Genomic DNA, 16,832 nt, shown 5'->3' on the forward strand with positions numbered 1-16,832 from the left:
CGCACGGCCGCGATCGTGACAGGCGACTCGACGGCTTGACCCCGTCGAACCGGATGCGGGATCTCGGTCACCGCCTCGGGGTCGCTCGACATCGACCACATGTCGCGCTTGCCGAAAGCCGGGACTCCGGGACGTCCCAGTGGGCCTCAGCCCGCCGCGAGGCCTACGCGAATGATCTTGGCGCCCACGCGAGACGGCCGTACAGCTGCACGGTAAACGCCGGAATCGAATCACGTCATCACAATCACAACGAGTGACCACCGCCCTCCGGGCTGACCGCCCGGAGGGCGCTGGCGTCACGACCTCCGGTGCCCGATCAGCCGTGGCTTCGGCTCCAGGCCCTCAAGCCCGTGCCACGCCAGATTGACCAGGTGTGCCGCCACCTCGGACTTCTTCGGGCGGCGGGCGTCCACCCACCACTGGCCCGTCAGCGCCACCATGCCCACCAGCGCCTGTGCGTACAGCGGCGCCAGCTTGGGGTCGAAGCCGCGGTTCTTGAACTCCGTGCCGAGGATGTCCTCGACCTGGACCGCGATGTCGCTGATCAGGGACGCGAACGTGCCCGTGGACTGGGCCACCGGCGAGTCGCGGACCAGGATCCGGAAGCCGTCCGTGTACCGCTCGATGTAGTCGAGCAGCGCGAACGCGGCCTGTTCCAGCAGCTCACGCGGGTGACCGGCGGTCAGTGCGCTGGTCACCATGTCCATCAGCTGGCGCATCTCACGGTCCACGACAACCGCGTACAGCCCTTCCTTGCCGCCGAAGTGTTCGTACACGACGGGCTTGGAGACCCCGGCCTTCGCCGCGATCTCCTCGACCGACGTGGCTTCGAAACCCTTCTCGGCGAACACGGTCCTGCCGATGTCGAGCAGTTGTTCGCGGCGCTCCGCACCGGTCATACGGACTCGGCGTGCACGCCGGCCGCCCGCGGGGGGCCGGCTCTTCTCCGTGCTGCCCGTGCTGTCCGTACTGCCGTCGATCGCCACGATGCCCATCATGCCGCGTTGGAGGGTGCGCCCTGGCGCCGGGAGTCCACGCGGTCGGCGCTCGGCCAGCGGACGTCCGAGGCCCAGCCGAGCTGCTCGAACCAGCGAATGATGCGGGCGCTGGAATCGACCTGTCCCCGCAGCACGCCGTGCCGCGCGCTGGTCGGGTCCGCGTGGTGCAGGTTGTGCCACGACTCGCCGCACGAGAGCACGGCCAGCCACCACACATTGCCCGAGCGGTCGCGGGACTTGAACGGACGCTTGCCGACCGCGTGGCAGATCGAATTGATCGACCAGGTGACGTGGTGCAGAAGAGCCACCCGAACCAGTGAACCCCAGAAGAACGCCGTGAAGGCGCCCCACCAGGACATCGTTACCAGACCGCCTACCAACGGGGGGATCGCCAGCGAGACGACCGTCCACAGGGCGAACTGCCGGGACACCGCGCGCAGGGCCGGATCCTTGATCAGGTCGGGCGCGTACTTCTGCTGCGGTGTCTGCTCCTCGTCGAAGAGCCAGCCGATGTGCGCCCACCACAGGCCCTTCATCAGGGCCGGCAGCGTCTCGCCGAAGCGCCACGGCGAGTGCGGGTCACCCTCGGCGTCGGAGAACTTGTGGTGCTTGCGGTGGTCGGCCACCCAGCGCACCAGCGGGCCTTCCACGGCCATCGACCCGGCCACCGCCAGCGCGATCCGCAACGGCCGCTTCGCCTTGAACGAGCCGTGCGTGAAGTAGCGGTGGAAGCCGATCGTGATGCCGTGGCACCCGAGGTAGTACATGAACACCATCAGGCCCAGGTCGAGCCAGCTGACGCCGCCCCACGCGAAGGCGAGCGGCACGGCCGCGACGAGGGCGACGAACGGGACGGCGATGAACAGCAGGAGAGCGACCTGCTCGATGGTCCCCTTGCTGTCCGCGCCGAGGGTGGCGGAGGGGAGTGGGGCGCCGCCGTCGGACGGCGCGGGGACGGAGGGAGGGGGAGTGGATTCTTCGATCACATCGGGGGTTGTGGTCATTGGGGAGCCCCTGGGGTGAGGAATGCGGCAGATGCCCGGATACGGGTGCGTAACCTACGGCATCGTAAGTATGGCAGCGCCCAACGCCGCGACAAGTAGGGCTGTGGATAACGTCGAACGAACGACACCTATCCTTGGTGTGGTCGGACAGCGCGGTCCGCCGGACCCGCCGCTCGAACACCCGGCCGGTCCGAATGCCCCCAGACCCTCCAGACGTGCTTGAACACTGCAAGGAGCCGCACCTGTGAGCAGTGCCGACCAGACCCCATCCGCCAGCGCGGAGCTGCGCTCCGACATCCGCCGTCTCGGTGACCTGCTGGGCGAGACCCTCGTCCGCCAGGAAGGCCCCGAACTCCTCGAACTCGTCGAGCGTGTCCGCGCGCTGACCCGCGAGGACGGCGAGGCCGCCGCCGAGCTGCTCGGGGACACCGACCTGGAGACCGCCGCCAAGCTCGTACGCGCGTTCTCCACCTACTTCCATCTGGCGAACGTCACCGAACAGGTCCACCGCGGCCGGGAGATGCGCGAGCGGCGCGCCGCCGAGGGCGGGCTCCTCGCGCGCACCGCGGACCGGCTCAAGGACGCCGACCCCGAGCACCTGCGCGAGACCGTCAAGAACCTCAACGTCCGCCCGGTGTTCACCGCGCACCCCACCGAGGCCGCCCGCCGCTCCGTGCTGAACAAGCTGCGCCGGATCGCCGAGCTGCTCGAAATGCCCGTCATCGCCTCGGACCGGCGCCGCCACGACCTGCGGCTCGCCGAGTCGATCGACCTGATCTGGCAGACCGACGAACTGCGCGTGGTACGGCCCGAGCCCGCCGACGAGGCGCGCAACGCCATCTACTACCTGGACGAACTGCACGTCGGAGCCGTCGGGGACGTCCTGGAGGACCTCGTCGCCGAGCTGGAGCGCGTCGGCGTCGAGCTGCCCGCCGGCACCCGGCCCCTCACCTTCGGCACCTGGATCGGCGGCGACCGCGACGGCAACCCGAACGTGACCCCCGAGGTCACCCGCGAGGTGCTGATCCTCCAGCACGAACACGGCATCACCGACGCCCTCCAGCTCATCGACTACCTGCGCGGACTGCTCTCCAACTCCATCCGCTACACCGGCGCCACGGACGAACTGCTCGACTCGCTCCAGAACGACCTCGCCCGGCTCCCCGAGATCAGCCCCCGCTACAAGCGCCTCAACGCCGAGGAGCCGTACCGCCTCAAGGCCACCTGCATCCGCCAGAAGCTCGTCAACACCCGCGAGCGCCTGGCCAGGAACACCCCGCACGAGGAAGGCCGCGACTACCTCGGCACCTCCGAGCTGCTCGCCGACCTCACGCTCATCCAGACCTCCCTGCGCGAGCACCGCGGCGGCCTCTTCGCCGACGGCCGCATGGACCGGACGATCCGTACGCTCGCGGCCTTCGGCCTCCAGCTCGCCACCATGGACGTACGGGAACACGCGGACGCCCACCACCACGCCCTCGGACAGCTCTTCGACCGGCTCGGCGAGGAGTCCTGGCGCTACAGCGACATGCCGCGCGACTACCGGCAGAAGCTCCTCGCCAAGGAGTTGCGCTCCCGCCGCCCGCTCGCGCCCACCCCGGCGCCGCTCGACGCGGCCGGCGAGAAGACCCTCGGCGTGTTCCACACCGTCCGCCAGGCCTTCGAGCGCTTCGGCCCCGAGGTCATCGAGTCGTACATCATCTCGATGTGCCAGGGCGCGGACGACGTCTTCGCGGCGGCCGTCCTCGCCCGCGAGGCGGGCCTGCTCGACCTGCACGGCGGCTGGGCGAAGATCGGCATCGTGCCGCTGCTGGAGACCACCGACGAGCTGCGCGCGGCCGACGTCATCCTCGACGAGATGCTCGCCGACCCCTCGTACCGCCGGCTCGTCTCGCTGCGCGGCGACGTCCAGGAGGTCATGCTCGGCTACTCGGACTCGTCCAAGTTCGGCGGCATCACCACCTCGCAGTGGGAGATCCACCGCGCCCAGCGGCGGCTGCGTGACGTCGCGCACCGGTACGGCGTACGGCTGCGGCTCTTCCACGGCCGCGGCGGCACCGTGGGCCGCGGCGGCGGCCCCTCGCACACCGCGATCCTGGCGCAGCCCTGGGGCACGCTGGAGGGCGAGATCAAGGTGACCGAGCAGGGCGAGGTCATCTCCGACAAGTACCTGATCCCGTCCCTGGCCAGGGAGAACCTGGAACTGACCGTCGCCGCCACCCTCCAGGCGTCCGCGCTGCACACCGCGCCGCGCCAGTCCGACGAGGCCCTGGCCCGCTGGGACGCGGCCATGGACACCGTCTCGGACGCCGCGCACGCCGCGTACCGGGGCCTGGTCGAGGACCCGGACCTGCCCGCGTACTTCTTCGCCTCCACCCCCGTCGACCAGCTGGCCGACCTGCACCTGGGCTCCCGGCCGTCCCGCCGCCCCGACTCGGGCGCGGGTCTCGACGGCCTGCGGGCCATCCCGTGGGTCTTCGGCTGGACCCAGTCACGGCAGATCGTGCCCGGCTGGTACGGGGTCGGGTCCGGCCTCAAGGCGCTGCGCGAGGCCGGTCTCGACACGGTCCTCGACGAGATGTACGGCCAGTGGCACTTCTTCCAGAACTTCCTCTCGAATGTCGAGATGACCCTGGCCAAGACCGATCTGCGGATCGCCCGCCACTACGTCGACACGCTCGTCCCCGAGAACCTCAAGCACGTCTTCGCGGACATCGAGGCCGAGCACGCGCTCACCGTGCGGGAGGTCCTGCGGATCACCGGCGGCGAGAAGCTCCTCGACTCCGACCCGGTGCTCCAGCAGACGTTCGCGATCCGGGACGCCTACCTCGACCCGATCTCGTACCTCCAGGTCTCGCTGCTGGCCCGCCAGCGCGCGGCGGCGGACCGCCACGAGGCACCGGACCCGCTGCTCGGACGGGCCCTGCTGCTGACGGTGAACGGGGTCGCGGCGGGACTGCGCAACACCGGCTGACCCGCGCACGCACATCTGTTCCCGGGGGTACGGGGGCCGCTTCGGCGGCCCCCGTACCCCTTCGCGTGTATCAAGACCGGTAGGAGCCGGCTCAGGAGTGACGGTCCGCTCCGGGTGCCGTTCGGACGGTGTCCCTCACAGCGCCAGGAACGTCGCCACGAGCAGCGCCAGCCCCGCCAGGCCCGTCACCCACGCCGTACGGGTCATCCGCAGGCCCGCCCCGATCAGCGGAGAGGCCAGCAGCAGCGCGCCGCCGAACGGCAGCCAGGCGTGCAGCTGACCGCCCGCGCCCGTCCGTACCACCTCGTCCGTGTCGGGCTTCACCACCACCGGGATGCGCTCGCCCTTCTTCACGGCGACCGACCGCTCGGCGGTCATCCCCGTCCGGGGCCCGGCCGGACCGTCCGGGTCGTACCGGCCCGTGCAGGACGAGGCGGAGCAGCTGGTGACCGTGAGGGTGCCGTGTTCCCGGCCCTTGGCGAGCATCACGTGCTGCGCCGTGCCCCACGACGACCAGAAACCGGCGGCGAGGAGCAGGGCGGCCACCCCGCCCATCGCCGTGCGGCGGCCGAGGAGGAACAGGCGGTCGGAGGAGCTGGCCTTCATGGGCCGCGATCCTTGGCCATGGGATGGCACAAGGTCAAGTCGGGCCCGTGGGCTCAGGAGTTGTACGTGCTCTGCGCCCGTTCCAGGCCCTGCGTCACCAGCGCCTCCACCGCGTCGGCCGTACGGTCGACCAGGTAGTCCAGCTCCTTGCGCTCCACCGACGAGAAGTCCTTCAGGACGAAGTCCGCCACCTGCATCCGCCCCGGCGGCCGGCCGATGCCGAACCGGGCCCGGTGGTAGTCGGGACCCATCGACTTGGTCATCGACTTGAGGCCGTTGTGCCCGTTGTCCCCGCCGCCCAGCTTCAGCCGCAGCGCGCCGAAGTCGAGGTCCAGCTCGTCGTGGATCGCGACGATGTTCGCCGTCTCCACCTTGTAGAAGTCCCGCAGGCCGGCGACCGGGCCGCCGGAGAGGTTCATGTACGAGGTCGGCTTGGCCAGCACCACGCGACGGCCGGTGGGGCCCGGGGCGCCGAGCCGGCCCTCGATGACCAGCGCCTGCGCCTTCTGGGCGCGCTTGTACGAGCCGCCGATACGCTTCGCCAGCAGATCCGCCACCATGAAGCCGACGTTGTGCCGGTTGGCCTCGTACCCCGGCCCGGGGTTGCCCAGGCCCACGATCAGCCAGGGGGCGTTCGCATCTGTTGTCATCGGCGCCGCGTCTCCTCGTTGTGTGCGGGTCGTACAGCCGAAAAGGGGTGGCGGGCCCCCGGGGCGTATCCGGAAAGTGGATACGCCCCGGGCCCGCCACCCCGTCGGGGATCAGGCCTGGATCAGGCCTCGGCGCCCGCGGTCTCGCCCTCGGCGGTCTCCGCGGCCGGCTCCTCGGCCTGCGCGGACACGACCTGGAGGACGGCCGCCTCGCCGTCGATCGACAGCGTCGTACCGGACGGCAGGGGGATGTCCTGCGCGAGCACGGTCGCGCCGGAGTCCAGGCCCTCGATGGAGACCGTCACCGAGGTCGGGATGTTCGTGGCCTCGGCCTCGACGGTGATGGTGTTGAGGACGTACTCCAGCAGGTTCCCGCCCGGGGCCAGCTCGCCCTCGACGTGCACGGCCACCTCGACGATGACCTTCTCGCCGCGCTTCACCGCGAGGAGGTCGACGTGCTCGATGTCGCCCTTGATGGCGTTGCGCTGGATCGCCTTGGGGATGACCAGCTCGCTGCGGCCGTCGATGTCCAGGTCGAGCAGGGCGTTCGCGGTACGGAGCGCCATCTGGAGCTGGTGGGCCGGCAGCGTCACGTGCACCGTGTCGGCGCCGTGGCCGTAGATGACCGCGGGGACCTTCTGGTCGCGGCGGGCACGGCGGGCGGCGCCCTTGCCGAACTCGTTGCGGACCTCGGCGGTGATCTTCAGTTCAGCCATGACTGCACTCCTCGTAGATGATGACAAAAGATGACGGAAAGATGCCGTCACCCGGCCACGACAGGCCTGCTACGAAGAGCGCGTCGATAACGGACCAACCGCACACAGGTGCGGCTTCCCTCGCCGAGCAACTCGGTGAGTCTACCCGGCGGGAAGGCCGCCCCAGAAATCGATCTTCGCCCACGCTCCCAGGCGCCTGAGACGCCCAGGCTCCCGGGCGTCTCAGGCGAGGGTCGTCACGCCTGCTCCTCGAAGAGGCTGGTCACCGACCCGTCCTCGAACACCTCGCGCACCGCACGGGCGATCGTCGGCGCGATCGACAGGACCGTGATCTTGTCGACCTCCAGGTCGCCCGGGTCCGGCAGGCTGTTGGTGAAGATGAACTCACTGACCTTCGAGTTCTTCAGCCGGTCCGCGGCGGGACCCGAGAGCACCCCGTGCGTCGCCGTCACGATGACGTCCTCCGCGCCGTGCGCGAACAGCGCGTCCGCCGCGGCGCAGATCGTGCCACCCGTGTCGATCATGTCGTCCACCAGCACACAGACCCGGCCGGCCACGTTGCCCACGACCTCGTGGACCGTCACCTGGTTCGCCACGTCCTTGTCGCGCCGCTTGTGCACGATCGCCAGCGGCGCGCCGAGGCGGTCGCACCAGCGGTCGGCGACCCTCACCCGGCCCGCGTCCGGGGAGACGACCGTCAGCTTCGAGCGGTCCACCTTCCCGGCCACGTAGTCCGCGAGGACCGGCAGCGCGAAGAGGTGGTCCACCGGGCCGTCGAAGAACCCCTGGATCTGGTCCGTGTGCAGATCGACCGTCAGGATCCGGTCGGCGCCGGCCGTCTTCATCAGGTCCGCCACCAGACGGGCCGAGATCGGCTCCCGCCCGCGGTGCTTCTTGTCCTGACGGGCGTATCCGTAGAAGGGCACGATCACGGTGATGCTCCGGGCCGAGGCCCGCTTGAGAGCATCGATCATGATCAGCTGCTCCATGATCCACTTGTTGATCGGAGCGGTGTGGCTCTGGATCAGGAAGCAGTCCGCGCCACGGGCCGACTCCTGGTAGCGGACGTAGATCTCGCCGTTGGCGAAATCGAACGCCTTGGTCGGAACGATCCCGACGCCCAGTTGGTCGGCGACCTCTTCGGCCAGCTCGGGGTGGGCGCGGCCGGAGAAGAGCATCAGCTTCTTCTCGCCGGTCGTCTTGATCCCGGTCACAGCACTGTCTCCTCAGACGTGTTGACTGCCGCTGCACCCGCGTGTCGCTGCGAGCCAGCCGAATCGTGCAGTTATGCGATGTGCGATAAACGGATGGGTCGATATCACGGTACGCCGAGATGGGCGCGGCTGTTTCCGGTCAGCTTTCGCCGCCGGCCCCTCCGCCCGCCGGGGCGCCCCCGGGACCCGCCGCCTCGGCCGCCCGCGCTGCCGCGCTGCCCGGCCGCTTCCGCGCCACCCAGCCGTCGATATTCCGTTGCTGGCCACGGGCCACGGCCAGCGAACCCGCCGGTACGTCCTTCGTGATGACCGACCCGGCCGCCGTGTACGCGCCGTCGCCGATGGTGACGGGCGCCACAAACATGTTGTCCGAGCCCGTCTTGCAATGTGAGCCGACCGTGGTGTGGTGCTTCGCCTCACCGTCGTAGTTGACGAAGACGCTGGCCGCGCCGATGTTCGTGTACTCGCCGATCGTCGCGTCGCCCACGTACGACAGGTGCGGCACCTTCGTGCCCTCGCCGATCGTCGCGTTTTTCATCTCCACGTACGTACCGGCCTTGGCCTTCACGCCCAGCCGGGTCCCCGGCCGCAGATACGCGTACGGGCCGACCGTCGCCGCCGCGCCGATCTCCGCGCTGTCCGCGACGGTGTTGTCCACCCGCGCGCCCGCGCCCACGTGCGTGTCCTTGAGCCGGGAGTTGGGCCCGACCTCCGCCCCCTCGCCGAGATGGGTCGTGCCCAGCAGCTGGGTGCCCGGGTGGACCACCGCGTCCTGCTCGAACGTCACGTCCACGTCCACGAACACCGACGCCGGATCCACGACCGTCACCCCGGCCGTCATGGCCCGCTCCAGCAGGCGTGCGTTCAGCAGCCGGCGCGCCTCCGCCAGCTGGACCCGGTTGTTGATGCCCAGGATCTCGCGGTGGTCGGCGGCGACCGCCGCGCCGACGCGGTGGCCGGCCTCGCGCAGGATGCCGAGGACGTCCGTCAGGTACTCCTCGCCCTGGCTGTTGTCCGTACGGACCTTGCCGAGCGCGTCCGCGAGGAGCTGCCCGTCGAACGCGAACACCCCGGAGTTGATCTCCCGGATCGCGCGCTGCGCGTCGGTGGCGTCCTTGTGCTCCACGATCGTGGTGACCGCGCCGCTGGCGCCGTCCCGCACGATCCGCCCGTACCCGGTGGCGTCGGGGACCTCGGCGGTCAGGACGGTGACGGCGTTGCCGTCGGCCGCGTGGGTGGCGGCGAGCGCGTTCAGTGTGTCGCCGGAGAGGAGCGGGGTGTCGCCGCAGACGACGACCACGGTCCCGTCCGGGACACTGCCCAGCTCCTGGAGGGCCGTACGGACGGCGTGTCCCGTACCGTTCTGCTCGGCCTGGACGGCGGTGCGTACTCCGTCGTACCGCTCGGTCAGATGGGTCTCCACCTGCTCACGGGCGTGTCCGACGACCACGACGAGATGCTCGGGCCCGAGCTCACGGGCCGCGGCCACCACATGTCCGACGAGCGAACGCCCGCAGATCTCATGCAGGACCTTGGGAGTGCTCGACTTCATGCGGGTGCCTTCACCCGCTGCGAGAACGACGACGGCTGCCGGGCGGTTGGCGCTCACGGGAATGCCCTTCGGCTTCGGGTGGTGGACCACCGCAGGATACCGGGGGGTTTCGCGCCGGAAACGAGTGCGGGTCCTGACCGTGAAGGTCAGGACCCGTTCCGTGAAGCTCCCCCGCCAGGACTCGAACCTGGACAGATGGCACCAAAAGCCACAGTGCTGCCAATTACACCACGGGGGAATATCGGCCACCAGAACGGAGATTACGTCAGGCTGCCGGATTGGCACCCAACACTATGCCGTACGGGAGCCCTTCCCCGCGACGGTATGAATCGCCACGCCTCGGGACGTTTCTCTGCCGTCACGGTCCCGGGGAGCGCCGGAAAATGAGTCGCGCCCGCCCGTAGGCTGGGAGACATGACCACAACGGGGGCACATCAGGACGCCGCGGGCCCGACCGCCCGCGGCTACTGGTGGTGGGAGCGTCGGCGGAGTGTTGTTCTGGATGTGGGGCTGGCCGGCGTGTCGGCCCTGGAGTGCGGGCTGGAGGGGGTCCGGTTCGCGGACACCGCCGCGCTGCCCGTACCGGTGGGGGTGGTCTTCGGCCTGTTGGCCGGTTCCGCACTGCTCCTGCGGCGGCGGTGGCCGGCCAGTGTGGTGCTCGTCTCGATCGCCGTCACCCCGGCGGAGATGGGCTTCCTGATGGCGGTCGTGGGGCTCTACACCCTCGCCGCCTCCGAGATACCGCGCCGCGTCATCGCCGCGCTGGCCGGGATGCAGCTGGCGGGGACGCTGATCGTCACGTTCATACGGACCCGCCAGAGCGTGTCCGAGGGGGACTTCGACGCCGCCCGGTGGTACGTACCGCTCATCGCGATCATGATGTCCGTCGGGCTGACCGCGCCGCCCGTGCTCTTCGGCCTCTACGTCGGGGCGCGGCGGCGGCTGATGGAGAGCCTGCGGGAGCGGGCCGACAGCCTGGAGCAGGAACTGTCGCTGCTGGCCGACCGGGCGGAGCAGCGCGCGGAGTGGGCGCGTACGGAGGAGCGGACCCGGATCGCCCGGGAGATGCACGACGTGGTGGCGCACCGGGTGAGCCTGATGGTGGTGCACGCGGCGGCGTTGCAGGCGGTGGCGCTCAAGGACCCGCCGAAGGCGGTGAAGAACGCGGCGCTGGTGGGCGACATGGGGCGCCAGGCGCTGACCGAGCTGCGCGAGATGCTCGGGGTGCTGCGGGCCGGTGAGCAGGTCGCGGCGCGCAAGGCCTCGGACACGGGTCCCGCGTTGACGGTGCCGCTGGCCGCGGTGGGGCTGGCTGCTGCCGCTGCCGCCGCCGCGGCGGCCGAGGACGGGCCCGGCATGGGGGACATCGAGGCGCTGGTGGGCCAGTCCCGGGAGACGGGGATGGTCGTGGAGCTGACGGTGCACGGGGAGTCGCGCGCGTACGCCCCCGAGGTGGAGCAGACCGCGTACCGGGTGGTGCAGGAGGCGCTGACCAACGTCCTGAAGCACGCGGCGGGCGCGAAGGTGATCGTACGGCTGGCGCACCGCGAGGCGGAGGTCGCGATGCAGGTGGAGAACGGGCCGTCGGACAGCGGGGCGCAGGACGCGGGCCTGCCGAGCGGCGGCAACGGCCTGCTGGGGATGCGGGAGCGGGTGACGGCGCTGGGCGGGGTCTTCGTCTCGGGGGAGACGGACGCGGGGGGCTTCCGGGTGTCGGCGGTGCTTCCGTACCGGACTGCGGCGTAGGGGGCGGGGAGGGGGCGGGGCGGCCGTGATTCGTACCTGCGGACGGGATGGTCCGGGGTCAGTTCTCCGTCAGGCGCGTGGGGAGTTTGCCCGCGATCAGGGTGGCCAGCGCCTGGTCGATGTCCGGGCCCAGGAACCAGTCGCCCGTGTGGTCGATGCTGTAGACCGCCCCGGTGTCGTCGATCGCCAGCACTCCCTGCCCGTCGTCCTCGCCCAGCGGGCTCATCCCGGTCTCCAGGGAGCGCCCCAGGTCCGAGAGGGTACGGGCCAGGTGGATCCCCGCCATGGGGTCGATACGGAACGCCACGGGCGCTATCTGCCGGCCAGGCCCCGGCGCGGCGACCCGCAGGCCGCCGAACTCCGCCCAGGCCTCCACCGCGGCCGGGAACACCGCGTGCGTGTGCCCGGCGGGCGTGATGTGGGCGCGGAGCGTGTCCGCCCACTCCTCGGCCTGCTTTATGTCCCACCGCCCCGGCTGCCAGCCGGCGTCGCGGAGCGCGGCGTCGATCGGCACGGGGAAGCGAGTGGTGGAGAGGTCGGGCATGACGCGGCTCAGTCCTTCTCGGTGGGGTCGACCGGCTGCACGCCGAAGTGGGCGAGCATGGCCGTACAGGACCGGCACGGCGGTGCGTAACTGCCGTGCAGCGGGTCGCCGTCCTCCCGGATGCGACGGGCGGTCAGCTTGGCCTGCTTGAGGGAACGGCGTGCCTCGCCGTGGGTGAGGGGCTTGCGCCTGGCCCGCTTGGAGCGGCCCTCCTCGGTGGCCGTGAGGTGGCGGGAGAGCAGGATCGCCTCGGGGCAGCGGCCGGTGAACCGTTCCCGCTGTCCGCTGGTGAGCGTGTCGAGGAAGTCCTGTACGAGGGGGTGCAGCGTCGGCGGCCTGTCGGCCTTGCCTGCGGTGCAGGTGAGGTTCTCGCCGCGTACGGACAGGGCCGCGGCGACGGCGGGCAGGATGCCGTCGCGGCGCTGCCGGAGCGCGGGCGCCCGGTGCGGTTCCGTACTGCTCCAGCTGAGGCGTGGGTCGCCGGACGTGTCGGTCGGTGCTGTGTGCAAAGTGCTGTCCCTCCCGTGCCCGCGGCGGGAAGCCGCTGGTGTCACGCCCCCGTGTCGAGGGGACAGCCTGCCAAATGTGACGGGCCGTGGGAAAGCTGGGGCATGAATAGGGGCGTTCTGTCGGCGCTGGGTCACCCCGGCGTGACCGTTGGTCACGGGGTCGGGGAGGGTGCGCCAGGGGTGCGCCGGGACCCGGGGCCGGGGGTCCGGCCGCGGCCCCGGAGCGCCTCGGTCCCCTCTTGCCCCACCGCATAGGCTGTCCGGACCAGGGCTGTGCTGAACCAGCCGGAAGCAGCAGGGGGCAACCGCCATGACGACAGGTCGGCTCGGGCAGCAAGCCGCGCCACCGAACGCGGCCTACGCCGGGCAGGTCGTGCATTTCCCGGACCCGGTCCGGGCGTCCCGCCACCCCGGGGGTGTGCGTGTGGACGAGGACGGCCGTCCGGATTTTGTGCCGTACGCGCGCGCCGCGGCGGAGATAGCGGACCCCCCGGAGGGGTTCGGCGTGGACGAACTGCGGCTCACGGACTACGTGTCGGCCAACGCCGCGCTGGCCGCCGCGGGCCACGAGCTGTGGGACACGGTCCCCGCGGTGGCCACACCGCACGGCTGGACCTGGCACCACACGCCGGGCTCGCGCCGGCTGGTGCTGGTGCCGGTCGAGGTGAAGGCCCTGCTGCGGCACCACGGGGGTCTCGCGACGGCGCGGGTGGACCACGCCAAGCGCGGGACGCGCCCGCTCCAGGAGACGAGGCCCGGCCACTTCGGGCTGCCCAAGGGAGCGGTGTCGGTCACCGAACAGCAGGTGCTCGGGGTCGAGGAGGATCTCGGCTACCGGCTGCCGGGCGCGTACCGCTCGTTCCTCAAGGCGGCGGGCGGCTGCGCGCCGGCCGGCGCGGCGCTCGACGCGGAGCTGGGGCTGTTGGTGGACCAGCCGTTCTTCACGGTGCGTGAGGAGGCGGCGTTCAACGACCTGGTGTACGTCAACAAGTGCCTGCGGGACCATCTGACCAAGGACTACCTGGCCGTGGGCTTCGTCCAGGGCGGGATCCTGGCCGTCAAGGTCAGGGGCGAGCGGGTCGGTTCGGTCTGGTTCTGCTCGTACGACGACGCCCGCGACCAGGACGGCTGGAGTGTCCAGGAGCGGGTGGAACGGCTGTTGCTGCCGTGCGGGGACGACTTCGACGCCTTCCTGCTCCGCCTGGCGGGCAACCCGCCGGAGCTGGAGACGGTGGCGAACCTGATGGTGGACGGCGGCTTCGCCCGCGCCGTCCCGGTGGAGGGATGACCACGATGGTGACCTTCGCGCAGGCGCAGGAGCGCGCGGAAGAGTGGATCAACGGTGAGGTGCCCGGGTACCAGCAGCGTGAGGTGCGGGTACGGGAGTTCGAACTGGGCTTCGTCGTCTGGGCGGAGGACCGCGAGGGCGGTCCGGTCTCGGACGGCGGGCGGCAGCGGCTGGTGATCGCCAGGGACAGCGGCGACGCCTCGCTCTGGCCGGCGCTGCCGGTGGGTGAGGTGATCCGGCGGTACGAGGAGGAGTACGGGGCGCCGACGGACGCCGTACCCGCGCCGGAGGCGCCGCAGCGGATCGACCTGAACCAGACGTCGTTCCTGCTGACGCCGCCGGAGTGGCTCCAGGAGGCGGCCGACCGACTGGGCATCCCGGACAGGCGCGACGCTCCGTCCGCGACCCCTTCCCCGTCGCTGGAGGACGCGCCCACCAATCTCGTACGGGGGTACGGGACCGGCGGCCCCGGCAACGGGTCGCTGGGCGGCAACGAGTCGCTCGGCGGCGGGTCGCTGGGCGGCGCGGCGCCCCTGGCCGCGAGTGGCGCGTACGCGCCCACCGATGTGGTCTCCGCCGTCCCCCCGGGAGCACCCGGGGCGACACCGTGGGCCGGGACGGACACGAACGCGGCGGCGCCCGGCGGTTCCGTACCGCCGGGGCCGCGGTCGCCGGTACCGCCCGGGGCGACCCCCTGGACGGGGACGGACACGAACGGTGCGGGCGACGGTTCCGTACCGCTGCCCCCCACCGTCTTCGCCCCGGCGCTCTCGGGCGCGGACGACGAGGACACTCCGCCCCCGGGCATGGCGGCGGACGCCCCGACGGCACTGATGTCGAGCGGCAGCGGACTACCGAGGACGACGATCGCACCGGCGGTCGAGGAGCCGGGCGGCGGCTTCGCCGGTCCGTCCGGCATGGATTTGGCGCGCCCGGGTGCGGGTGCGGGCTCGGCAGGTCCGGGCGTGGGGCTGGGTGCAGGGCACACGGGTCCGGGTCCGGGTTCGGGCCCTGGGGGTCCTGGTTCGGGCCCTGGGGGTCCGGGCGGGCCCGGCATGGGCCAGGCGGGTTCCAGCATGGGCCACGCGGGTCCCGGCGCGGGTCCTGCGGGTCCTGGCGGGGGGCACGGCCCTGGCGCGGGCCCAGTGATTCCCGGTGCGGGCCCCGGCAGTGGTCCCGCCCCCGGGGCCCGGGACATCGCCGACGCCGCGACCAGCAAGGCGTACGCGCCGCCGCGCGGCGGGCGTGGGGGTGGCTCCGCCCCGCCTCCGCCGCCGAGTCCGCCGGGCGTTCCCGGGGCGGCCGGCGGGACACCGCCGGCGTCCGGCCCGGGTGCGCCCGGTGTGCCGGCGGGCGGTTATCTGCCGACTCAACTCGTCCCGCAGCAAGGGTCCGACGCCCCGCAGCCGCCCGGTCCGCCGGGCGCCCCCGGCGCCGGTCCCGGTGCGCCCGGTACGCCTCCGGGCGGCGGGGTCCACCACGCCGCGACGATGCTCGCGGGCCCGAACCCGGTCGGCCCGCCGCCCGGCTTCCCCCAGCCGCCGGGCCCGCCCGGCGCCCCTGGCGCGGGCGCCCCGCAGCCTCCCGGCCCGCCCGGTCCTCCCGGCGCGGGTCCCGGCGCCCCGCAGCCTCCTGGTCCGCCGGCAGGCGGGGTGCACCACGCCGCGACGATGCTCGCGGGCCCGAACCCGGTCGGCCCGCCGTCCGGCCCTCCGCAGCCGCCGGGTCCGCCCGGCGTGCCCGGGGGCGGGCACGGCCCCGTACCGCCGGGCCCCGTACCGTACGCCCCGGGTCCGGGTACGGGTCCCGCCCCCGTACCGCACGGCATGGCACCCCAGGGCCCCGGTCCCGTGCCCCAGGCACCCCCGCCCCCGCCGTACGGCTATCCGCAGCAGCCCTACGGCCTGCCGACCGTCGGCCCCGGCTACCAGGCCGTCCTGCGCTACCGAGCGCCCGACGGCTCGGAGGCGCAGATCATCCGCCGCTCGGCGCCCGGGACCCCGCACCCCGAGTGGCAGATCCTGCACGAGCTGCGCGCCATGAACGTGCCGCCGCAGCAGGTCCTCGAACTCCACACGGAGCTGGAGTCCTGCGAACTGCCCGGCGCGTACTGCGCGCGGATGATCCGGGAGAGCTGGCCGCAGGTGCGGATCACCAGCGTCGCCCCGTACGGCCAGGACCACGCCAGCCGCCAGCAGGGCATGCAGCATCTGCTCACCCACCAGGGCGAATTGCACCAGGTCGCGGACGGCCCGGCGCGCCCGGCGCCGGTACGGGCCCCGCTGCCGCAGATCCCGCCCGCGCCGCCGATCCCGCCCGAGGGCGTGGCGCAGGAGCTGCTGGGGGCGTTCGGTCCGCAGGGCATCTGCCGGTTCGACCAGCGGGCGGTGTCCCGGCAGGGCGTGCCGGACCTCGTCGCGCGCACGCTCGTGTGGGCGGGGCTCCCGGCCGACTTCGGGCCGTTCTTCTGGGCGCAGCCGGCCCACCCGGTTGTCCCGACCCTGGCCGAACTGGCCGCGCAGCGGCAGATCCAGCCGGCCGCCGACGCGGGCTCGTACCTCGTCATGGGCAGTGACTTCGGCCGGGCGATCTGTGTCCAGTACGGTACGGCGCACATCATGGCCGTCCCCGTCGAGCCGGGCCCCGGCGGACAGTCGGTGCCGCCGCAGTTCGTCAACACCGGGCTGCCGGAGTTCACCCGTTCGCTGGCGCTCCTCGGCCGGATGTGGCGTTTGCGCTACGGGCTGACGCCGGAACAGGCGGGCCGCTGGACCGTCGACTTCCAGGCGCAGCTGGCGGCGCTGGACCCGGCGGCGCTGTCGTCGCCGGAGAGCTGGTGGTCGGTGCTGCTGGAGCAGATGTGGGACGGACTGCTCTGACGGATCCGCTCCGACGCTTCACAACGTGCTGTACGGATGACCTGGGCGCTCTCCGCGTGACGCGGTGGGCGCCCTGGGCCGTTTTCCGGCTCGTCTCCCTCTTGAGCAGCGGATTCCGGCATTCCGCGTGCCATGCCGCATCCTTGGGCAGG

General features: G+C 72.0%; 13 protein-coding genes, 1 tRNA gene and 1 pseudogene. 5 read left to right on the forward strand and 10 right to left on the reverse strand.

Annotated elements, in window-relative coordinates; genetic code table 11:
• Positions 1-57 precede the first annotated feature (57 nt).
• Positions 58-188 (forward strand): annotated as a pseudogene (locus ACIO1C_RS20705) (HNH endonuclease); the annotation flags it as partial.
• Between the two features lie 108 nt (positions 189-296).
• On the opposite strand, the gene ACIO1C_RS20710 reads toward ACIO1C_RS20705, so the two are convergent.
• Positions 297-995: a TetR/AcrR family transcriptional regulator gene (locus ACIO1C_RS20710; RefSeq protein WP_401865817.1), complete on the reverse strand. Its 699-nt coding sequence runs from the start codon at positions 993-995 to the stop codon at positions 297-299.
• Positions 995-2,002: an acyl-CoA desaturase gene (locus ACIO1C_RS20715; RefSeq protein ID WP_401865594.1), complete on the reverse strand. Its 1,008-nt coding sequence runs from the start codon at positions 2,000-2,002 to the stop codon at positions 995-997. Before ACIO1C_RS20715 ends, ACIO1C_RS20710 begins: the two co-directional genes overlap by 1 nt.
• 244 nt (positions 2,003-2,246) lie before the next feature.
• Between ACIO1C_RS20715 and ppc the strand changes: the two genes are divergently transcribed.
• The gene (gene ppc / locus ACIO1C_RS20720) at positions 2,247-4,976 is read left to right on the forward strand and encodes a phosphoenolpyruvate carboxylase (protein ID WP_401865596.1); all 2,730 of its coding nucleotides are present in this window, start codon (positions 2,247-2,249) and stop codon (positions 4,974-4,976) included.
• A 135-nt stretch (positions 4,977-5,111) separates the two neighbouring features.
• Here the strand turns inward: ppc and ACIO1C_RS20725 are convergent, their stop codons facing one another.
• The 6 genes from ACIO1C_RS20725 to ACIO1C_RS20750 all read right to left on the reverse strand — a co-directional run bounded on the left by ACIO1C_RS20725 (position 5,112) and on the right by ACIO1C_RS20750 (position 9,952).
• Positions 5,112-5,582: a hypothetical protein gene (locus tag ACIO1C_RS20725; RefSeq protein WP_401865598.1), complete on the reverse strand. Its 471-nt coding sequence runs from the start codon at positions 5,580-5,582 to the stop codon at positions 5,112-5,114.
• 53 nt (positions 5,583-5,635) lie between these two features.
• Entirely contained in the window at positions 5,636-6,232 is a 597-nt protein-coding gene (gene pth, locus ACIO1C_RS20730; RefSeq protein WP_401865600.1) for an aminoacyl-tRNA hydrolase, read from the reverse strand.
• Positions 6,233-6,354: 122 nt separating this feature from the next.
• Positions 6,355-6,948, reverse strand: a complete 594-nt coding sequence (locus ACIO1C_RS20735; protein WP_401865602.1) for a 50S ribosomal protein L25/general stress protein Ctc — start codon at positions 6,946-6,948, stop codon at positions 6,355-6,357.
• Positions 6,949-7,184: 236 nt separating this feature from the next.
• Entirely contained in the window at positions 7,185-8,162 is a 978-nt protein-coding gene (locus ACIO1C_RS20740; protein ID WP_401865604.1) for a ribose-phosphate diphosphokinase, read from the reverse strand.
• A gap of 139 nt (positions 8,163-8,301) precedes the next feature.
• On the reverse strand, positions 8,302-9,771 hold the full coding sequence (gene glmU, locus ACIO1C_RS20745) for a bifunctional UDP-N-acetylglucosamine diphosphorylase/glucosamine-1-phosphate N-acetyltransferase GlmU (RefSeq protein WP_401865606.1): 1,470 nt from the start codon (positions 9,769-9,771) through the stop codon (positions 8,302-8,304).
• Between the two features lie 109 nt (positions 9,772-9,880).
• Positions 9,881-9,952: transfer RNA gene (locus tag ACIO1C_RS20750), tRNA-Gln, on the reverse strand.
• A gap of 176 nt (positions 9,953-10,128) precedes the next feature.
• Between ACIO1C_RS20750 and ACIO1C_RS20755 the strand changes: the two genes are divergently transcribed.
• On the forward strand, positions 10,129-11,460 hold the full coding sequence (locus ACIO1C_RS20755) for a sensor histidine kinase (protein WP_401865608.1): 1,332 nt from the start codon (positions 10,129-10,131) through the stop codon (positions 11,458-11,460).
• A 58-nt stretch (positions 11,461-11,518) separates the two neighbouring features.
• Here ACIO1C_RS20755 and ACIO1C_RS20760 read toward each other — a convergent pair whose 3' ends face one another.
• On the reverse strand, positions 11,519-12,004 hold the full coding sequence (locus ACIO1C_RS20760) for an SUKH-3 domain-containing protein (RefSeq protein WP_161312482.1): 486 nt from the start codon (positions 12,002-12,004) through the stop codon (positions 11,519-11,521).
• Between the two features lie 8 nt (positions 12,005-12,012).
• Positions 12,013-12,513 (reverse strand): YwqJ-related putative deaminase, encoded by a 501-nt coding sequence (locus tag ACIO1C_RS20765; RefSeq protein ID WP_401865610.1) that lies wholly within the window; start codon positions 12,511-12,513, stop codon positions 12,013-12,015.
• 310 nt (positions 12,514-12,823) lie between these two features.
• Between ACIO1C_RS20765 and ACIO1C_RS20770 the strand changes: the two genes are divergently transcribed.
• Positions 12,824-13,801 carry an SMI1/KNR4 family protein gene (locus ACIO1C_RS20770; RefSeq protein ID WP_401865612.1) on the forward strand — a complete coding sequence of 326 codons (978 nt, stop codon included), beginning with the start codon at positions 12,824-12,826 and terminating at the stop codon, positions 13,799-13,801.
• A 5-nt stretch (positions 13,802-13,806) separates the two neighbouring features.
• Positions 13,807-16,680, forward strand: coding sequence for an SUKH-4 family immunity protein (locus ACIO1C_RS20775; protein WP_401865822.1), 2,874 nt, complete (start codon positions 13,807-13,809; stop codon positions 16,678-16,680).
• The last annotated feature ends 152 nt before the right edge of the window (positions 16,681-16,832 follow it).

The organism is Streptomyces sp. NPDC087420 (assembly GCF_044744165.1).
Taxonomy (GTDB): domain Bacteria; phylum Actinomycetota; class Actinomycetes; order Streptomycetales; family Streptomycetaceae; genus Streptomyces.